This window comes from Flammeovirgaceae bacterium SG7u.111 (assembly GCA_034044135.1).
Lineage (GTDB): Bacteria > Bacteroidota > Bacteroidia > Cytophagales > Flammeovirgaceae.
Genome location: CP139021.1, coordinates 3,718,320 through 3,737,717, shown reverse-complemented (window position 1 = coordinate 3,737,717; position 19,398 = coordinate 3,718,320). Strand labels below are relative to the sequence as shown.

The 19,398-nt window shown below is 43.1% G+C and carries 14 protein-coding genes; 12 read left to right on the top strand and 2 right to left on the bottom strand.

Annotated features, from left to right (window positions below):
- The first annotated feature begins 64 nt into the window (after positions 1–64).
- From R9C00_14490 to R9C00_14475, 4 genes are read left to right on the top strand one after another with little or no spacing between them, the layout of a single operon-like run.
- Positions 65–1,501: an aldehyde dehydrogenase family protein gene (locus tag R9C00_14490; protein ID WPO38666.1), complete on the top strand. Its 1,437-nt coding sequence runs from the start codon at positions 65–67 to the stop codon at positions 1,499–1,501.
- Between the two features lie 5 nt (positions 1,502–1,506).
- Positions 1,507–2,457, top strand: coding sequence for a 2-dehydro-3-deoxygalactonokinase (locus R9C00_14485; protein WPO38665.1), 951 nt, complete (start codon positions 1,507–1,509; stop codon positions 2,455–2,457).
- Positions 2,447–3,091 carry a bifunctional 4-hydroxy-2-oxoglutarate aldolase/2-dehydro-3-deoxy-phosphogluconate aldolase gene (locus R9C00_14480; GenBank protein WPO38664.1) on the top strand — a complete coding sequence of 215 codons (645 nt, stop codon included), beginning with the start codon at positions 2,447–2,449 and terminating at the stop codon, positions 3,089–3,091. The genes R9C00_14485 and R9C00_14480 overlap by 11 nt, the downstream gene beginning before the upstream one ends.
- A 47-nt stretch (positions 3,092–3,138) precedes the next feature.
- Positions 3,139–6,363 (top strand): glycoside hydrolase family 2 TIM barrel-domain containing protein, encoded by a 3,225-nt coding sequence (locus R9C00_14475; GenBank protein ID WPO38663.1) that lies wholly within the window; start codon positions 3,139–3,141, stop codon positions 6,361–6,363.
- Between the two features lie 121 nt (positions 6,364–6,484).
- Here the strand turns inward: R9C00_14475 and R9C00_14470 are convergent, their stop codons facing one another.
- A complete protein-coding gene (locus R9C00_14470; protein ID WPO38662.1) occupies positions 6,485–7,147 on the bottom strand; it encodes a hypothetical protein in 663 nt (220 codons plus the stop codon).
- 432 nt (positions 7,148–7,579) lie between these two features.
- Here R9C00_14470 and R9C00_14465 point away from each other — a divergent pair, with 432 nt between their 5' ends.
- The 7 genes from R9C00_14465 to R9C00_14435 all read left to right on the top strand — a co-directional run bounded on the left by R9C00_14465 (position 7,580) and on the right by R9C00_14435 (position 17,571).
- A complete protein-coding gene (locus tag R9C00_14465; GenBank protein WPO38661.1) occupies positions 7,580–7,906 on the top strand; it encodes a hypothetical protein in 327 nt (108 codons plus the stop codon).
- A 230-nt stretch (positions 7,907–8,136) separates the two neighbouring features.
- Positions 8,137–9,534, top strand: coding sequence for a sulfatase (locus R9C00_14460; GenBank protein WPO38660.1), 1,398 nt, complete (start codon positions 8,137–8,139; stop codon positions 9,532–9,534).
- A 58-nt stretch (positions 9,535–9,592) separates the two neighbouring features.
- Positions 9,593–11,617, top strand: a complete 2,025-nt coding sequence (locus tag R9C00_14455; GenBank protein ID WPO38659.1) for a glycoside hydrolase family 127 protein — start codon at positions 9,593–9,595, stop codon at positions 11,615–11,617.
- 92 nt (positions 11,618–11,709) lie between these two features.
- The gene (locus tag R9C00_14450) at positions 11,710–13,353 is read left to right on the top strand and encodes a sulfatase (protein ID WPO38658.1); all 1,644 of its coding nucleotides are present in this window, start codon (positions 11,710–11,712) and stop codon (positions 13,351–13,353) included.
- Positions 13,354–13,416: 63 nt separating this feature from the next.
- Positions 13,417–14,895, top strand: coding sequence for a sulfatase-like hydrolase/transferase (locus R9C00_14445; GenBank protein ID WPO38657.1), 1,479 nt, complete (start codon positions 13,417–13,419; stop codon positions 14,893–14,895).
- 238 nt (positions 14,896–15,133) lie between these two features.
- The gene (locus R9C00_14440) at positions 15,134–16,288 is read left to right on the top strand and encodes a glycoside hydrolase family protein (protein WPO38656.1); all 1,155 of its coding nucleotides are present in this window, start codon (positions 15,134–15,136) and stop codon (positions 16,286–16,288) included.
- Between the two features lie 20 nt (positions 16,289–16,308).
- Positions 16,309–17,571 carry a glycoside hydrolase gene (locus R9C00_14435; GenBank protein WPO38655.1) on the top strand — a complete coding sequence of 421 codons (1,263 nt, stop codon included), beginning with the start codon at positions 16,309–16,311 and terminating at the stop codon, positions 17,569–17,571.
- A gap of 55 nt (positions 17,572–17,626) precedes the next feature.
- On the opposite strand, the gene R9C00_14430 is transcribed toward R9C00_14435, so the two are convergent.
- Positions 17,627–17,758 carry a hypothetical protein gene (locus R9C00_14430; GenBank protein WPO38654.1) on the bottom strand — a complete coding sequence of 44 codons (132 nt, stop codon included), beginning with the start codon at positions 17,756–17,758 and terminating at the stop codon, positions 17,627–17,629.
- A 69-nt stretch (positions 17,759–17,827) separates the two neighbouring features.
- Between R9C00_14430 and R9C00_14425 the strand changes: the two genes are divergently transcribed.
- Positions 17,828–19,264, top strand: a complete 1,437-nt coding sequence (locus R9C00_14425) for a sulfatase (protein ID WPO38653.1) — start codon at positions 17,828–17,830, stop codon at positions 19,262–19,264.
- Positions 19,265–19,398 lie beyond the last annotated feature (134 nt).

Genomic DNA, 19,398 nt, shown 5'->3' with positions numbered 1-19,398 from the left:
ACTAAACCATTTTAGTAAAATAGCACTGGTGCTTCAATAACATAAAACATAGTTAGATAATATCATGGACTTCGGATATAAAAAATTATACATAGATGGAGAGCTTTGCGACTCGTCTATAAATGCAAAGCAAGAGGTGATCTGCCCTGCCGACGAAAAAGCCGTTGCAAGCGTCGCATTGGCAAGCAAAGAAGATACAGAAAGAGCATTGGCTTCCGCCCAAGCAGGGTTTGAGTATTGGTCAAAGCTGCCGGTAGCTGAGCGCGTAGAGTGGATAAATAAGCTTAGGGACAAACTTCTGGAAAACGAAGAGTTGCTTCGCAATAGTATTATGCACGAGATGGGCAAAGTGTGGGAAGGAACAGAAGAGGATATTACAAGTATTACCAATTCCCTAGCTTATTATGCCGATGAGATTCAGAAGCGAGAAGACTTTCCCATAGAAGATAAAGAAGGAACGCATGAACATAAAATAGTTTCTCAACCTTTGGGCGTTGCCGTTGCTTTTTTGGCGTACAATTTCCCGTTGCTCAACCTTGGTTTCAAGTTAGGGCCAGCATTGGCAGCAGGTTGCAGCATCGTGTTAAAACCATCTGAATTCTCTCCTCTTTCGGCGTATATTATAGGCGAGATTTGTGCAGAAATTAATTTCCCCAAAGGTGTGATCACAGTCATAAGCGGAGATTTACAAAATGTAGGTATTCCCTTGTGTGAGAGTAAAATACCAAAGTTGATTACCATGATTGGTTCAACGGAAACAGCCCAAAAGTTGATAGAGCAAAGTAGCAAAACTTCCATCAAACGGTATAGCATGGAATGTGGTGGAAATGCCCCTTTTATAGTGTTTGACGATGCCGATTTGGAGGTGGCAATTACACACGGAGCTGCATTGAAGCTTGGGAACTCTGGGCAAATTTGTGTAGCACCTAACAGGTTCTTTATCCACGAGTCTGTGATCGACGCTTTTACCGAAGGTATCGTAGAAAAGTTCAAAGCTGCTAAGGTTGGTTTTGGGAAAGAGAACAAACCTGATATGGGTCCGCTGACCAACAAAAGATCTGTGGAAAAAGTCTCTGGCATTGTGAAAGAAGCGGTAAGCCAAGGTGGCGAAGTGAAGTTTGGCGGAGAAGAAATGGTAGGAGATGGGTTTTATTTCCAACCAACAGCAATCCGTCTCGACGACCCGAATGCGCCTGTTCTTCAGAAAGAAATATTTGGGCCTGTGGCTAACATAGTACCTTTCAAAACAAAAGAAGAGGTTATTGAATGGGCCAACAACACCGATGCTGGGCTAGCTTCCTATGTCTATTCTTCAGATAAAGCTACTTTGGCTTATTTTACTGAAAAGCTGGCATTTGGCGAAGTCCACCTCAACGGGCTGAAATTTGATATTTATTTGCCCCACGGAGGTATAAAAAATAGTGGAATTGGAGTAGATTGTTCTACCTTCGCACTAGATGATTATCTAATTAAAAAGAGAGTAACTTTAGCACTGGTCTGATACATATGAGTTTGGTTAATTTTTTTATAAGCTGCGATTGGGGTACTTCCAACTTTAGGTTGAGGGTAGTAGAAACAAATTCCCTGAAGGTGCTGGCAGAGCACAAGACCAACCAAGGAGTCAAAGCTCTTTTCGAAGCTTTCCAAAAACAAAAAGAGGTAGATCAGGGCCAGTTTTTTGCGACATACCTGAAAGAACAAATTCAAATGCTCCCAGAAGAACACCGGGAGCATTTGGTGGTTTCAGCGGGTATGGCTTCGTCCAATATTGGTCTTCACGAGTTGGGCTACGCTAGTATGCCATTGGGCTTGAGCGGAGAAAATCTGTTGTGGGAGCATTTGAATTTGCACAATGGGCTGGAAGTGTTGCTCATCTCTGGAGCAAAAAGCGAAACGGGTATGATGCGAGGAGAAGAAGTGCAAGCAATTGGGCTAGAAGAACATCTTTCCACTTACCAAAAAGGAACGCTTTTGTTGCCAGGCACGCACAGCAAGCATGTTATTTATGAGCAAGGGAAGTTCACCGATTTCACAACTTTCATGACGGGTGAGCTATTTGAGGTTTTGACCAAGAGCAGTCTTTTGTCCAATTCGGTTCTTGCAAATGACTGGCTGCCAGAAAGGGAAATTGCTTTTAAAGAAGGCTTGGATCTGGGGTTGGAAGGGAAGATGTCATCGAATTTGTTTGCCGTAAGGGCAAGGCATTTGATCAAAAATAAAATAAAGGAAGATAATTATTTTTTCCTGAGCGGCTTGCTCATTGGAGATGAGCTTGCCTATTTGAAAGGAAGCTCCAATCCGGTATTTTTGGCGGCGCCAAATCCTATACTTCGTCTTTATAAATTAGGTTTAGACCAACTTGTTTCTCCAGATCAACTTGTTGTTTTGGAAGGAAATGCTTTGGAAAAAGCCTTGTTAATAGGTCAAAAGAAAATAATTTCACTTTATGGAAAATAACGAATCCTTTTCTTGGGAAAAGTTTAAAAAAGCACCCCTGGTAGGCATAATCAGGGGAATGGACTTTGAAATAGTCAGAAACATCGCCAGATCGTTTGCCGATGCAGGTTTCTATACCTTAGAAGTTACCATGAATACGGCTGGGGTAACCGAAATGATCCCTAAGCTGAGGGAAGAATTCCCCGATCTTATGATAGGTGCGGGAACGGTTTGCTCCATGGACGATTTCAACAAAGCTGTTGGGGCAGGAGCACAGTTCATTGTTACTCCTATTATGGACGAAGAGGTTATCAAAGCTTCCGTTGCCAAAGGAATTCCTATTTTCCCAGGAGCGTATTCTCCTACCGAAATCTACAAAGCTTGGTCTTTGGGGGCTACGGCGGTGAAGATTTTTCCAGCCACGCAACTAGGCACGCGCTATATAAAAGATGTATTGGCTCCTTTAAATCAAATCAAACTTTTGCCTACAGGAGGAGTAAACTTGGAAAACATCAAATCATTTTTTGAGGCGGGAGCTGTAGGAGCAGGAATGGGAAGCACTTTGCTGCATAAGGAACTAATTAAAGACGGAGATTTTGACGGATTAACAAAGTTTTTCCTAAGTTTCAAGGAAGAACTGCGAGACTTTTTATAATAGGCAAAGGGTTGACGAGCCCTTTACCGACATAACTAACTTGACGAATGAAATATTTATTATTACTAGTTACTATCGCTTTTAGTATCCAACTCACTCATGCCCAAAACGATTGGGAAAACGAGTTGATGTTTGAAAAAAACAAATTGCCCTCACGAGTGCCTACATATTCTTATGAGAATGTAGCCGATGCTTTGAAGGGAGACCGGGAAAATGCACGCCTAAAATCGCTGAACGGCACTTGGCGGTTCAAGTACGTAGGGAAGTCGGAAGATCGCCCTGTGGATTTTATGGCGAAAGACTTTGAAGGTGGGGACTGGGCCGATATAGACGTTCCCTCTAACTGGGAATTGCAAGGATTCGGACAGCCGATTTACACCAACATAACCTACGCTTTTACCCCAAATATTTTAGATCCTAACCTCAAATACGACTGGAAAGGACCTAAGCCTCCACGTCCACCCTTCATTTACAGGGACAACCCTGTGGGGAGTTATTTCAGAGATTTTGACCTGCCAGCAGATTGGGATGACCAGTCTGTTATTTTGCATTTTGGAGGGGTCTCTTCCGCTTTTTATCTCTGGGTAAATGGCAAAGAAATTGGCTACAGCCAAGGCAGCAGATTGGCTGCCGAATTTGACATCACCGATTATTTGGTGGAAGGGAAAAACAGGATTGCTGTTCAGGTTTTCCGTTGGAGCGATGGAAGCTATCTGGAAGACCAAGATATGTGGCGCTTGAGCGGGATTCACCGAGAGGTAATGCTTTTGGCTCAGCCCAAAGTTGCGCTCAACGATTTTTATGTGCGCACCAAGTTCGATGCAAACCTGCACGATGCCAAACTGGAAATCCGCCCTCGTGTATGGGTGAAAAAAGAGGATGAGAATGTGAAAGGCTGGAATATTTCAGCCATGCTTTACGATGCCGAAGGAAATGAAGTGTTGGAAAATCCATTGAAGACCTCTGTCGACAAGGTATATAATGAACGCTGGGCACCTCGTGACATTCCCAAGTTTGCCTTTATGGAAGCAAACATCAGAATGCCTCGCAAATGGTCAGCTGAAGACCCTTATCTCTATAAATTGGTTTTTAGTGTTACTAATCCAAAAGGCGAGGTGGTTGAAGCACGAAGCCAAAAAATTGGCTTTAGAAAAGTAGAGTTTAGCAAAAAGAACGAGTTGCTGATCAATGGTAAATCAGTAAAAATAATGGGTGTCAATCGTCACGATCATCACCCTGTGCGTGGAAAAGCCCTTGCTAGGGAAGATATGCGAAAAGATGTAGAGCTGTTGAAGCAATTCAACTTCAATGCCGTGCGGACATCGCATTACCCCAACGATCCGTATTTCTTGGAGCTTTGCAATGACTATGGCTTATATGTGATGGACGAGGCAAATATCGAATGCCATCATTTGGGAAGTTTTATCCCTTATAGCCCGACTTGGCCAGCTGCTATTCTTAGCAGAATTATTCGGATGGTGGAAAGAGATAAAAACAATCCTTCTGTTATTTCTTGGTCAATGGGCAACGAGTCTGGTACGGGTCCTGCTTTTGCCGCAGCCGCTGGTTGGATAAAAGACTATGATCCTTCAAGGTTCATCCATTACGAAGGGGCACAAGGCGATCCAACCGATCCGCATTATGTAGAGATTCCAGATGTGGGTTATAAAATGACAAGCTGGCCTGTCTATGCCAATCCGGACGATCCCGATTTTGTGGATGTGCTCAGTAGGATGTATCCTGATCTTAGCCAGTTGATGGGAATGTCTAGAAGCCCTCATATCGACCGACCAATAATCATGTGCGAATACATGCATGCAATGGGTAACTCCATTGGTGGCTTGGGCGATCATTGGGATTCGATACGGGTGACACCTAACCTAATCGGTGGTTTTATTTGGGATATGGTGGACCAAGGCTTGGAAAAAACGCATGAAAACGGCGAGAAGTTTTATGCCTACGGAGGCGACTTTGGAGATATGCCTAGCGATGAGAATTTTTGCCTCAACGGAGTCTTTGCTTCTGATCGCACACCGAACCCTCATGCTTGGGAATGCAAATACGTTTTCCAACCTGCTGCTTTTGAAACGGTAAATATTGAAAAGGGGCAAGTGAGAGTGTTGAACCGATTGGCATTTAGCAATTTGAGCGCTTATGAACTTCGTTGGTCGGTTTCGGAAAATGGAAAGGTATTACAGGAAGGTGCGCTGTCCTCAATTGATGTCGCTGCTGGAGCTTCAGCTCTGCTGACCATTCCTTTTAAATCGATCAAATTCAATGAAGAAAACGACTACTGGCTCCGCATTAGCTTGCACGAAAAGCAAGATCAATTGTGGTGTAAAAAAGGGTACGAAGTTGCCAAAGAGCAGTTGCTGATAAAGGAGAAAAAAGCTGTCGAACTTGTCAACGCTTCAGCGGCTGTTGAAGTAGAAGAAAGCAAGCAAGAGTTTGCGCTTAGTGGTAAAGGTTTCTCGCTTTCTATTTCCAAAGAAACCGGTGAACTGTTTTCTTATAAGGTAAAAGGAATGGAGTACATCGTCAATCCTTTGCAGCCTAACTTTTATCGCCCACCTATTGATAACGATGTGAGGGGGGCAGATGCGAAAGACTTTGGGAAGTCAAGAAAAGCTTGGAAAAACCTCGCTGCCAAGTTAGAGACTAGTTCGGTCAAAACTATAGCCGAGGAAGGCAAGCCTTTGGTAGTACATGTAACCCAACAGGCTGGCAAAAAGATCAAACTAGAAACTTTTTATACAGTGTACGCTGACGGTAAAGTTGCCGTAAAAATGAACTTGGATGCGGATGAGTCTTTACCAAGACTGCCTAGGATAGGCATGACCATGGGGGTTTCAAAAAGTCTCAGTAACGCTTCTTATTATGGAAAAGGCCCTTTCGAAAACTATGTGGATAGGAAGCGCAGTGCCGAAGTTGGTGAGTTTAGTGCAGGTACTAGCGAGTTGTTTTCAAGCTATGCCATGCCGCAAGAGAATGGGAATAGGTCGGATGTTCGTTGGTTGAAACTAGCCAAAGGAAACAAAAAAGAGGGGATAACTATTGCGGGAGCTTCACAATTTGGGTTTTCCATTTGGCCGTATACAGCTGAAAACATTGAAGAAGCCAGACATCCTTATGATTTGGGGGAACAACGGTTTTATACTTTGAATATAGACCTAGTTCAAAGTGGCTTAGGCGGAACATTATCACATACTCTGCCTCAATACGTGATCGAGTCTGGCAAGTATAGTTTTGAATTTGTGCTTTCGCCTTTGTAAGATTCAATAGTAAGAAATATTGAAGCCCATCTGCTTTTGAAGTAGATGGGCTTTTTGTGTAATGAGGGTTTGATTTTTGCCCTGCGTTTCGGCTAGCTAAGTTTGTGTTTTATAGTCATTGTTAACTGACATGATTTTTAGATTTTTCTCCAAAGAGTTCAAACACGTAATCATTATTTTCTTTAAGGGCAATCTCAAACTCATGAAGACTATGAAAAAGTTTTTGAACGATAGGAGTCTTGAAGTTTACCTTGAAAACCTGATTTTTTGAATTTATACAAATGCATCTATAATCATCGAATGCAATGATCCGGTATAACGTTTCATTATTTATCTTGTACATTTCGCTTGTGAATTCACAATCTAAGAAATCAATTAGACCTGGAGTTCTATCAAACATTCCTTCTAGGTCAGCATTTGATACTAGATACGGATTCTTTGGGGGTTTATCTTGACGCATTTTAGAATAGTCTAGGCTCAAGGAATCAATGTTTTTCAATTCATCTTTTATCGCGATTCCAATTATTAGGTTCGCCATAATATAGATTTTTAATTCTTTGAGTTGTCCGTCTTTATTGAGAACGAAAATGTTTGATAGTCTAAAGTGATCTTCGCTCTTCGACCTTTTTGATTTTTTGAAAAACGTTAATGATAAAGGGATTGAGGCAAAACCTGTATGATGTTCGGAAATTTCAAATTTTAATCCGTGATCATCTCTCATTTTTTGCAATTGAGTAATCGCATGTGAGAAACGGTTCGGGTCAGACTCTAATATTGGTAACACGAGTTTACTTAGAAGTTCAAATTCATGGTTATCACATTTGACCATTTCAAGTTTTTTAAGACTGACAACATTTGTATAACAGACAATTCCTTTGTTTTTCTTATGGTTCTATTGCAAGATAGCCTATAATTCCAAGTTGCCCAAAAGGTTAACAATGTTTTCGAGTGTCTATTTGCTTGTATATGTGAGGTTTTTGAACTATGCCTCAATAGGCTTTAGATGCACCTAAAGCACTCTTAAGTTTAATAGACCTAAGAAAAAGTAAGCCCACCTTTCAGAGAGCAGATGGGCTTACTTTTTTAGAACATTTTCTTTAAACCAAATACTACAAAAAAGAAAGGTAAAATACAGTAATTAGAGGATAATTTTCATCAATTCATAGCCGGTAATAAAGGGTTTATTTGTACTTGTAAAATATGAAAACAAGAAACTATGACAGTGTACAAATTTAGCCATATCGGAATCCCTACCACCGAAGAAAAAAACTGGGACGGTTTTTATGAACCGGGAAAAATCCATTATACAGAATTTAGCAAAGATGAATTCGGGGTCGAGTGGATAAAGTTTGATGCCGACAGCCCAATGCCGGAGATGTTTAGAACTCTTCCGCATGTGGCCTTTTTGGTAGATAATATTGAAGAGGCTTTGGAGGGTAAAGAAATATTAGTTGAGACATTTTCCCCTGGCGATGGAGTAAGGGTTGCATTTATAGCACACAACGGCTCGCCAGTTGAGTTTATGGAGATTAAAGAAAACTAACCAATTGTTTAGTAAATCCGGCTGCCCGTCTGCTCTTTAAGTAGGCGGGCTTTTTTTGTTATTTGGCAATATTTTACCCCATTTTCCCTCCAAATGGCGAAAGAGAGGTAAAATACTGTAAACACAGGGTAAATTCCATCAATACTTAGCCAGTATAATTCCCTTATTTTGAAATTGTAAAATTACCAATAACAAGTTTGGCAGCAGCCTTTTGTCAAAGACACACATAAATGAAAAGAACAACACACATACTTGCATTGATTTTCCTTTTGGTAAGTCCTCTTTTGGGCACAGCTCAAGACAAACCCAACATCCTTCTCATATTTATTGACGATGCCGGTTATGCCGATTTTGGATTCCAAGGGAGCAAAGTAATGAAAACCCCTAACCTCGATCAGTTCGCTACCCAGAGCGTGAAATTTTCCCAAGGTTATGTATCAGCTTCGGTCTGTGGACCTTCACGGGCTGGCCTCCTCACGGGCAGGTACCAACAGAAGTTTGGATTTGAGGAAAATAATGTACCTGGTTTTATGAGCGAAGTTTCTGCCGAAGATGGCCCAAATATGGGCATCCCACTGAGCGAGGTGACTATGGGAGATTATATGAAGTCGATGGGATATGCTACCGCTTATTTTGGCAAGTGGCATTTGGGAGGTACGGACAAGTTTCACCCTACTAATAGAGGCTTCGATGAGTTTTTCGGGTTTAGGGGAGGAGCGAGGAGCTATTTTCCTTACCAAAAAGCACCAGCAGAAACATTGAACAGGCTTGAAAGAGGGCTTGGTGGATTTGCCGAGCACGAAGGCTACCTTACCGATGTATTGGCTGAAGAAACGAATATTTTCATCGAAAAAAATAAGGATAAGCCTTTTTTCGCTCTTTTAGCTTTCAATGCGGTGCATACGCCAATGGATGCGACCGAAGAAGATTTGAAACAATTTCCACAGCTTACGGGAAAAAGGCAAGAAGTAGCTGCAATGACCTTGGCGCTGGACAGGGCATGTGGGAAAGTATTCGATAAATTGAAAGAGCTTGGCTTAGACGAAAATACGATAGTTGTTTTCACAAACGACAACGGCGGCCCTTCTGACAAGAACGCTTCTGTGAACAACCCTCTGAGCGGAACAAAATCGAACCATTTGGAAGGAGGGATCAGAGTTCCTTTCCTTATCAGTTGGCCAGCAAAACTTAAGAAGAACACCAACTATGATTACCCTGTAAGCACACTCGACTTGCTTCCCACGTTCTTTGCGGCGGCGGGTGGCAAGGTCGATACTTTGGCCAACATCGATGGCGTGGACTTGATACCTTACCTGCAAGGTGAAAACAAGGAAAGACCCCACCAAGTGCTTTATTGGAAAAAAGGAACAAGGGCGGTGGTAAGAGACGGCGATTGGAAACTGATCAGGTATTCGGACAGACCAGCGGAATTGTTCGATATCAGCAAAGATATTTCTGAGCAAAACAATTTGGCTTCGGTTCATCCAGAAAAAGTTAAAGTACTTTTTAAGCAGCTTTTTGATTGGGAAATGACGTTGGGACGGCCTAGGTGGCTACTTCAAAACAAGTTTGAAAAATACGATGTAGATCGGATGACTAAATACAGGAACGGATCTAAAGAGAACTGATTTTAAGATAGATAATAATTTAAGAGTTGCAGTAGGTAGAAAAATGAAATATACAGATATGAAAAAGACACTGGTTTTTATTATTGGAATAATGGCGGCTCAGCTGAGCTTTGCCCAACAAAAAGGAATTATCAATAATGCTGCTAGCCCAAATGTGAAGCTGAAAAGCATAGACATGGGAGACTGCGTATGGACGGAGGGTTTTTGGGCAGATAAGTTCAAGACTCTTGAAAAAAGCATGCTCCCGTATATGGGTGAAGTTCTTACTGGAGATACGGGGCATGCCCTCAATAATTTTAAGATTGCCGCAGGGCTGAAAGAAGGGAAGCACCAAGGAATGCACTGGCACGATGGCGATTTTTATAAGTACATGGAAGCAGTAATGTACGTGTATGCCCAAAATGGAGATAAAAAATTGTTGGAAGAAGTTAACGGCTACATCGAAATTATAGGAAAAGCCCAAGAAAAGGATGGGTACTTGCAGACTCAAACACAGCTGAGGGACAATGTAGATAGGTACGAAAACCGTAGGTTTCATGAGATGTACAACACGGGTCACTTGCTTACGAGTGCCTGCATTCATTACAGAATTACGGGTCAACGAAATTTCTTAGACATTGCCATCAAACACGCTGATCTTCTTTACACAATCTTCAGCCCGCAAACGAAGCAATTCGGTCGCTTCGGATTCAACCAAACGCAGATTATGGGCTTGGTGGAGCTTTATAGAACTACTGATGACAAGAGATACTTGGAACTAGCCGAGGTTTTCATCAACAATCGTGGTAAATACAAAGTAGGGGATCACCCAACTACCAAAGGGTATCCGATAGGCGATATGGTACAAGAGCGTACTGCCCTAAGAGAATCGAGCGAAGCGGTCGGGCATGCTGTATTGGCTTTGTATTACTATGCAGGCGCAGCCGATGTGTATGCTGAAACTGGAGAAAACGCATTAATTGATGCATTGGACAGGCTTTGGAGTAACGTCACGGATAAAAAAATGTACGTAACCGGTGCAGTTGGTCAAGCGCATTATGGAGCTTCAACGCACAGAGATATGATCCAAGAAGGCTTCATTGATGCGTACATGATGCCAAACATGACGGCATATAACGAGACCTGTGCCAATGTGTGTAACTCAATGTTCAGCTATCGTATGCTCGGGCTTCATGGCGATTCAAAATATGCAGATGTAATGGAATTGGTGTTGTATAACAGCGCACTTTCTGGTATTAGTTTGGAAGGAAAAGACTATTTCTATTCAAATCCGTTGCGGATGGTCAACAACACCAGAGATTACGATGCGCATGCGAATGTGACCGAATCTCCTAAAAGAGAGCCTTATTTGGCGTGTTTCTGCTGCCCTCCAAACTTGGTGAGGACTATTGCAAAAGTGTCTGGCTGGGCATATAGCAAATCTGCAAAGGGGATTGCGGTAAACCTTTATGGCGGCAACAAGCTGGAGACAACTTTGCTAGATGGCTCGGAAATCGAACTTGTGCAAGAAACGAATTACCCTTGGGAAGGCTCGGTGAAAATCACGGTAGAAGATTGTAAAAAAGATGCGTTCGAGCTTTTGCTCAGAATCCCTAACTGGGCTGAGAGTGCTAAAATTACTGTAAACGGAGCTGATGCCGGTGTTGAGATTACTTCTGGCGAATTTGCCAAAATAGAGCGCAAATGGAAAAAAGGTGACGTAGTTGCTTTGGAGCTTCCTATGGACGTGAACTTGGTAGAAGGTCATCAGAGGATAGAAGAAGTAAGAAACCAAGTTGCCATACAAAGAGGCCCAGTTGTTTACTGTGTAGAATCTCCAGACTTGCCAAAAGGAGCCAGTATCTTGGATATATACCTTCCATTGTCTTCTAAGCTAGAAGCAGAATATCGTCCAGACTTTTTGGGTGGTCTTTCTACCATTAAGGGGGATGTGATGCTCAGAAAGGATAAAAATGAAGGAATGTATTATACCTTGAAAAAGCCTGTGTTGGAGAAAATCCCTGTTTCATTCGTGCCTTATTATGCATGGAGTAACAGAGGTCAAGCCGAAATGACGGTTTGGATGCCAATCATTTGGGAATAGGTTAAGCTGAAATAGAAGAGCCTGCCCATAGCAATGGATTACAGCTTTGGGCAGGCATCTTACCAAAATCATCCACTTTTAAGCTTTCAACTATGAAAATCCTTTATCCATTCCTTTTGCTTATTTTATTTGCAAGTGCTTGCCAACAGCAAAAACAACCTTCCGAAGAGCAAAAGAAAAAGCCTAATATCCTCTTTATTGCCATTGATGACCTCCGTCCCGAGCTAGGGTGCTACGGTTCGGAAATAGCAAAATCTCCTAACTTGGACAAGCTCGCAAGCAGCGGGCTGTTGTTCGAAAGGGCTTATTGTCAGCAGGCTATTTGTAGCCCTTCCCGTGCCAGCCTCATGACGGGCGCTAGGCCAGAAACTATCAATGTGATCGAGAATTATACCTATTTTCGAGATGTCAACCCAGATATCGTGACGCTTCCTCAACACCTCAAAGCTAATGGTTACGAAACGGCTTACGCAGGGAAAATTTACCACGGAGCATATAATGATCCCGAACTTTCATGGTCAAGAAAACCAGCCAAAATAGCTGTTCCAAAACCGAGTTTCCCCGGAGGTTATGCCCTTCCCGAAAACCAAGAGGTTTTTAAGAAGAACAAGAAAGACATGATAGCCAAGTACGGCGATGCAGCCAAAAGAGGCTTGGGAAATGGCCCTGCTTATGAAAGTGCCGATGTGGCTGACAATGCCTACGAAGATGGCTACAATACCGACCTTGCTATTGCTACCATGAAAGAAATGGCAGCGGGTGATAAACCATTTTTTATTGGTTTAGGACTCAAAAAACCGCACCTAAACTGGGTTGCCCCAAAAAAATATTGGGACATGTACGACAGAGAGGAAATCCCTTTGGCATCGGAAATGGAAGGACCTGAAAATGGTGCGGAAATGGGGCTTCATCCTTCTTTTGAGTTGAGAGTGCGTTACGGAATCCCGAAATCAGGTGACATTGACGGTGAAATGGCGCATACGTTGAAGCATGCTTACCTAGCTTGCGTGAGCTATGCCGATGCGCAAATAGGAAGGATGATAGATACGCTGGAGGAAGCCGGAGTGAGAGAAAATACCATCATCATTGTATGGAGCGACCATGGTTGGCACTTAGGAGATATGGGTATTTGGGGGAAAGCAACGAATTATGAAATAGCTACCCGAGTACCGCTAATGATCTGGACACCCGATATGCCAACTGAAACCCGTGGCAAAAAATCTCCAGCTTTGGTGGAGTTGGTGGATATGTACCCAACCCTGTGCGAGCTTGCAGGTATCGAATTGCCAAGCCATTTGGAAGGACAGAGTTTCGTTCCATTACTTTCCAGCCCCGAAAAGAAATGGAAAAATGCTGCTTTTAGTCAGTTTCCAAGCCCAGCTTTGAGAGAATGGGCAGCCAACCCGCTTTCGCAAGGAATGAGGGAAACATATTTTGGTCCGCTCATAGAAGAAGTAGAGGGAAGGATCATAAGCCAGCAAAAAGAGAAATGGGACAGGGATTTGTTTGAAAACAACCTAATGGGCTATGCCATGAGAACAGACAATTACCGCCTCATTGTCTGGAAAGATAGGACACAGCCAGAAGTTGCACCCGTATACGTTGAGCTTTTTGACCATAAAGCTGATCCTTCGGAAACTAAAAATATTGCAGATGAAAACCCTGAGCTAGTCGAGAAGTTGTTGCTTCAGTTTGACCAGGGTTGGAAAGGGAATCTTGCCAAGGTTACTAACTAACTTCATTATTTGCCTCTTGCGCTATGTAGCGCAAGAGGCTTCCCATTTTTAAAACTTCAAAGAATGAAAATTTCTACTTTTATAAAAATCTCTTGCTCCGCTCTTCTGCTTTTCATTGTAAGTTGCAAATCCAATGAAACCAAAAAAGAGAGCGTAGCCAAAGCCGAGTCGAGCCGCCCAAATATCCTTCTGATTCTTTGCGATGATTTGGGCTATTCGGATGTGGGATTTAACGGGGCTAAAGATATAAAAACTCCTGAGCTTGATCGCCTTGCTAGTAGCGGGACTATTTTTTCCGCTGGCTATGTGAGCCACCCTTTTTGCGGGCCTAGCCGTGCCGCTCTTATGACCGGTCGTTACCCTCATACCATCAGCTCGCAGTTTAATTTGCCGCCCAATAGTGAAACCATAGGAGAGGGCATTCCTTTAGAAGAACCTTTTATAAGTAAAGTATTGCAGGAGTCAGGGTACCGTACGGGAGCTGTAGGGAAATGGCATTTGGGTGCTGTTCCTAAATATCATCCCAACAGTAGGGGTTTTGATGACTTTTACGGTTTTCTTGGTGGAGGTCATAAATATTTTCCCGAAGAGTATTTTGCTAAATATGAGAAGCAAAAAGCAGCAGGCAGTAAAGTGATATTTGAATACCTTTTGCCATTGGAACACAATGGTAAAGAAGTGCGAGAAACCGAATACCTGACAGATGCCTTGTCTCACGAAGCTGTTCGTTTTGTGAAAGAATCTGCTCAAGACGATCAACCATTTTTTCTTTATCTAGCCTATAATGCTCCACATGTTCCCTTGGAAGCTAAACAAGAAGATTTAGAAAAATACAGCCATATAGAGGATGAAAAACGAAGAACCTATGCCGCTATGGTTCATGCAGTTGACCGTGGGGTAGGTGAGGTAGTGGAAAGCCTGAAAGCTACAGGGCAGTATGAGAATACATTGATTGTTTTCTTGAGTGACAACGGTGGTAAATTAGACTACGGTGGAGCAACAAATTATCCGTTGAAAGAAGGGAAAGGAAGCGCTTACGAGGGCGGGTATCGTGTTCCTATGTTTTTCCATTGGCCTGAAAATGTCCCAGCGGGTCAGCGTTTCGATCACCCAGTTTCGGCAATCGACTTCTATCCAACCTTTGCAGGTTTGGCTGGTGCGGCTATTCCAGAAGGGAAAATATTGGATGGCAACGATATTTGGGATGATTTTCAGGCGGGGAACGCTCCCCACAAAGGAGAGATGATTTATGTGTTGAGGCACAGGACGGGATATAGCGATGTAGGGATTCGTCGGGATCAGTGGAAAGCCTTGAGGGTTAACCAAGAGACTTGGAAACTCATAAACATAGAAGAGGATATCAGTGAAGAACACGATTTGAGTGCTGAACATCCTGAAATATTGAAAGAACTTGTTGATGAAGGAGAAAAATGGAGCAAGACACATATGCAACCACGCTGGTTTCACGATGAACAAACGGGCATTGACTGGAGAGAAGCCGATATGCCAAGGTTTGATGAGACCTTCAAGCTAGAAGAGTAATTTTTTGATTTTTTGAAGTTGAAATATTCCATGTAAAACTTAAGAATTTTAGGGAATAGTCCCTATGACAGACCCTTACATTCAAAAAACTTTCATATGCCATAGAATGTTGGGAGAATGTCTTAGTATTTTTCTGCGCAAAGGTATGAATTGAGAATACAAGCGATATGCGGTATCTTTTCGGTTTTAAACTGTAAATGTGTTCAAACACAAAAAACCGAACGAGTACTTCGCAAATATGAAAATCAAGATACTGACTATCGCTTGTTTAAAACAACGTATTACCTTCCTTCTTTTATTAGGAATTTCCCTGGCCGCTTGCACCTCTCAAGAAAAGAAGGAAGATGAACCCCCCCAAACTGAGGCAATCCCTGACTTTAAGATCGAATTTGGAAAAGTAGCCCCGCAAGCTGTTTTTGTGAGCGATACGATGAGCATTTGGGGCGGAAGTGTGGTGAAAGGGGAAGATGGCTTGTACCACATGCTTTATTCCCGTTGGCCTAAGAACATAGGCTGGGAGTGGGTGAATTATTCCGAGATTGCTCATGCTGTTTCCGAATCCCCTTTTGGTCCTTACAAATTTGTTGATCTAGCTTTGCCAGAGCGTGGCGAGGAGTTTTGGGACGGGTCTTGTACGCACAACCCCACTGTCCATAAGTTCAACGGGAAGTATTACCTCTACTACATGGGGAATTTTGGGGACAAAAAAATAGTGAGTGTGCCCGGAAAAGCGAAGATCAACTGGAATCACCGGAACAATCAGCGGATTGGGGTTGCCGAAGCCGACAGCCCAAATGGCCCTTGGAAACGATTTGACCAACCCGTGCTGGATATCACCCATGGCGATTCGTTGGCACATGATGCCCTTATGACCTCCAATCCTTCTGTTTGCCAAATGGCAGATGGAAAAATCCTGATGGTGTATAAGGCGGTGGGGAAAAAATTTCCCTTGCCTTCTGGCGGACCTGTTGTGCACATGGTAGCCATTGCCGATTCTCCTACAGGCCCTTTCAAAAAATATCCCGATCCGGTTTTCTTAGAAGAAGGGGTTCGCTTTCCAGCGGAAGACCCGTACATCTGGTACCAAGATGGGAAGTACCGCGCCATCGTAAAATACATTAAACACGAAGGTAAAAAACGGGTGTTTTCCTTGGTGCACTATGATTCGGAAGATGGCATTCAGTGGGACAAAGCCAAGCATTTTATGATCTCGGATCGTAGTCTTACGTGGGAAGATGGCCGAACTGAAAAATACGATCATTTGGAGCGCCCGCAAGTACTGGTAGAAGATGGCGTCCCCATTGCCTTGATGTGCGCTGCCGATACTATTGACGAAAACAATGTTCGTCAATCATTCAATGTTCAAATACCACTTATCATAACCAAAGAATAACACAGACAATCTATAAAATAATGAGAACTACACATTTTATCTTAAAAAGCTTAATAACAAGTGCCTTGTTGGCTTCGGTCTCTTTGGCGGTATCTGCCCAGGATGGCTTTCCTTTCAAATTGCCTAAGGAGAAACCAGATAGGAAAATGAGTGCGGCCATGGAGCGAAACTACGATGCCTATCTAGCTCCTCGCCCCGAAGACAATGAGCTCTATACCCAATTCAAATATACGGAGCTGAAGGGCTTTGATTATAACGACCATGATGGCACTATTTCCCGCCGCGATCCTTCTAAGGTGATTTTTCACGAGGGAAAATACTATGTGTGGTACACGCACAGGGAAACCCCAACTCCTCCGCAAGGGGCAGACAAAAGCAATGATACCATTCCTTCTTCCGACTGGGATTTGTGCGATATCTGGTATGCAACCAGCGACGACGGTTTTACATGGGAAGAGCAGGGTGTGGCAGTTCCCCGCCCTCCAAAACCTGAAGTAGGCTGGCGCTCGGTTTCTACTACCGATATCTTGGAATGGGAAGGGAAGTTTTATTTGTATTACCAAGGCTTTATGGAAGCCAGTGGCAAGCGTGGAGATGACTGCCCCGTAGCAGTTTCGTATGCCGATTCGCCCGATGGTCCTTGGATACCTTACAATAAAGTAGTGGTGGAAAATGGAGCAAAAGGGGAGTGGGACCAATATTCCATCCACGATCCGCAGCCGATAGTGCACAATGGCAAAATCTATCTGTATTACAAATCTGATTTTGATGGCGACCCTCGCTTGGTGCGTATGCAGGGCTTGGCTATTGCCGACAATCCTTTAGGTCCTTTCAAAAAACATCCGCTCAATCCTGTGATCAACTCTGGTCATGAAACCACGCTTTTCCCCTTCAAAGAAGGGATTGCTGCTTTGGTGATAAAAGATGGAAATGAGCACTTTACCATCCAATATGCTCCTGATGGAGTCAACTTCGAAATTGCTTCTATCGTGAGTTTGATGCCGACTGCTGCTGGTCCTTTTATGCCCGATGCTTTTACCGATACAAAAGATGGGCGTGGAATCACTTGGGGGATTTCCCATCTTACCAACGCAACTACTTGGAAAGAGAATCATGCAATTTTGCTAAGGTTCGATTGCGACTTGAGCTTAGATGTGGATGACCCAGGAATGAAGCATCACAACAACTATTACAAGCCAGATTTCTATTACAAACATGGCCTGAACCAGAAGCAGAAGAACAGAATAGCTGAGGAAAATAAGAAAGTGAAGAAGGGAGAGTAGGGAGTGAAAATGTGTTTCAGGTTTCAAGTTACGGGTTGCAAGTTTTTAATGCTTTCTAACCTTTAGCCGAACTGGCACGCAAACTTGGGTTCAATTCAAGCGGATGCTTGAAATAATGGTTTCGGTACGACAATTCCATTGTGGGCGGATGCTTGCCCCAGCTTTCTTCTTTTTTTGGAGAAACCATTTATGACCCTAAGTTTCATTGTCAATTCATCTAGTATCTAATTTCTAACCTCTAAACTATAGTTAGAAAATGAAAAGATTTTTAGTGTTTGTTGTAATTGCCTTTTGGTCTTACATTTCCCTATTGGCGCAAGACCAGCCTAATATCCTTTGGATAAATGGTGATGATTTGGGAGCGGAGCTAGGTTGCTATGGGAATAAAGACGTGAAAACGCCTAACATGGACAGGTTGGCAAAGGAAGGAAGACGATTTGCCCATGCATATGCCAATGCGCCTATTTGTTCTTCCAGCCGGTCGTCTATGATTACGGGAATGTATCCTACAAGTATCAATTGCCTCAACCACCGAACGGTGGACATGAGGGAACTGCCCGAAGGTGTGCAGCCCATTACCAGTTACTTCCAGCAGGCGGGCTATTTTTGCACCAATGGGAAAGGGGGAAACCTTTCTAAAATGGGCAAGAAGGATTTTAACTTTTTGGGAGACGATATTTTTGACGGGACAGATTGGACGCAACGTAAGGATGGCCAGCCATTTTTTGCCCAAGTTCAAATCCATTTTCCTCACCGCACTTTTGCGAGAGATGAGGAAAATCCCGTGAACCCAGACGAGGTAACGTTTCCTAGTTGTTATCCAGATCATCCGCTGCTCCGAGCAGATTGGGCGATGTACCTAGAAAGTGTACAGCACTGCGACAAGGTGGTAGGGATGGTTTTGGATAAGTTGGAAAAAGAGGGTTTGCTGGAGAATACCATCATATTTATGTTTGGTGACCATGGTCGCCCTCACCTTCGGGATAAGCAATTTTTGTACGAAGGAGGGTTGAGAATCCCTCTCATTATTCGCTATCCAAAAAGCATAGAAGCGGGAAAAGTAGACGAGCAATTGGTAAGCTTGGTAGATGTAGCGGCAACTTCGTTGAGCTTGGCGAACATTCCTGTGCCTAGCCATTTACATGGAAATGTTTTCATGGGAGAAGAGGCAAAAGAGCGGGAGTATGTCTTCGGCTTTCGCCAACGGGCTGGCGATGCGGTGGACGATATCCGAAGCATTACCGATGGGCAGTATAAATTGATTTGGAACAGGATGCCGCAAAATCCTTGGATGCAGTTGAGCGGATATAAAAAATCGCAATATCCTGCTTTTGCCTTGTACCACCATTTGTATAAGGAAGGGAAGTTGGGCGCTCCATACAACCAGATAATGGCTGCTGTTCGACCAGAAATTGAGCTTTATGATCTCGGGAAAGATCCTGATGAGTTCGATAACTTGGCAGGGAAAGCCGAGTACAAGAAAATCCAAAAAAAGCTTTTTTCTACTTTAAAAAAGAAGTTGAAAATCTATGAAAAGGGAATGGTGCCTGAGTCGCCCGAAACTATAGAAAAAGCACAAAGCTCTTCTCGTAAATATTTTGAGAACAATATGAAGAGGAAGGGGCTGAGTGGAGCTTCGTCGGACGAGGAGATTGTCGAGTATTGGGAGAAGATATTGGGGGTTGAGCAATGAAGGGGGCAAAACAATAAATCGGTTTTTAGTTTAGGCTAAAGCCGTTTGGTTTCAAATAGTTTACAAGAGGTTGAAACCCCTTGCTAGTGATTAAAATAATTACTCAGATTTCTCACTATCCGGGGCTTTTAAGC

Bases quoted from the DNA above. Each gene is read 5' to 3' on its own strand.
- R9C00_14435 (WPO38655.1), top strand. From the start codon at position 16,309: ATGAGAACTACACATTTTATCTTAAAAAGCTTAATAACAAGTGCCTTG.
- R9C00_14480 (WPO38664.1), top strand. From the start codon at position 2,447: ATGGAAAATAACGAATCCTTTTCTTGGGAAAAGTTTAAAAAAGCACCC.
- R9C00_14440 (WPO38656.1), top strand. From the start codon at position 15,134: ATGAAAATCAAGATACTGACTATCGCTTGTTTAAAACAACGTATTACC.
- R9C00_14465 (WPO38661.1), top strand. From the start codon at position 7,580: ATGACAGTGTACAAATTTAGCCATATCGGAATCCCTACCACCGAAGAA.
- R9C00_14445 (WPO38657.1), top strand. From the start codon at position 13,417: ATGAAAATTTCTACTTTTATAAAAATCTCTTGCTCCGCTCTTCTGCTT.
- R9C00_14490 (WPO38666.1), top strand. From the start codon at position 65: ATGGACTTCGGATATAAAAAATTATACATAGATGGAGAGCTTTGCGAC.
- R9C00_14460 (WPO38660.1), top strand. From the start codon at position 8,137: ATGAAAAGAACAACACACATACTTGCATTGATTTTCCTTTTGGTAAGT.
- R9C00_14485 (WPO38665.1), top strand. From the start codon at position 1,507: ATGAGTTTGGTTAATTTTTTTATAAGCTGCGATTGGGGTACTTCCAAC.
- R9C00_14430 (WPO38654.1), bottom strand. From the start codon at position 17,758: ATGGTTTCTCCAAAAAAAGAAGAAAGCTGGGGCAAGCATCCGCCCACA.
- R9C00_14450 (WPO38658.1), top strand. From the start codon at position 11,710: ATGAAAATCCTTTATCCATTCCTTTTGCTTATTTTATTTGCAAGTGCT.
- R9C00_14455 (WPO38659.1), top strand. From the start codon at position 9,593: ATGAAAAAGACACTGGTTTTTATTATTGGAATAATGGCGGCTCAGCTG.
- R9C00_14425 (WPO38653.1), top strand. From the start codon at position 17,828: ATGAAAAGATTTTTAGTGTTTGTTGTAATTGCCTTTTGGTCTTACATT.
- R9C00_14475 (WPO38663.1), top strand. From the start codon at position 3,139: ATGAAATATTTATTATTACTAGTTACTATCGCTTTTAGTATCCAACTC.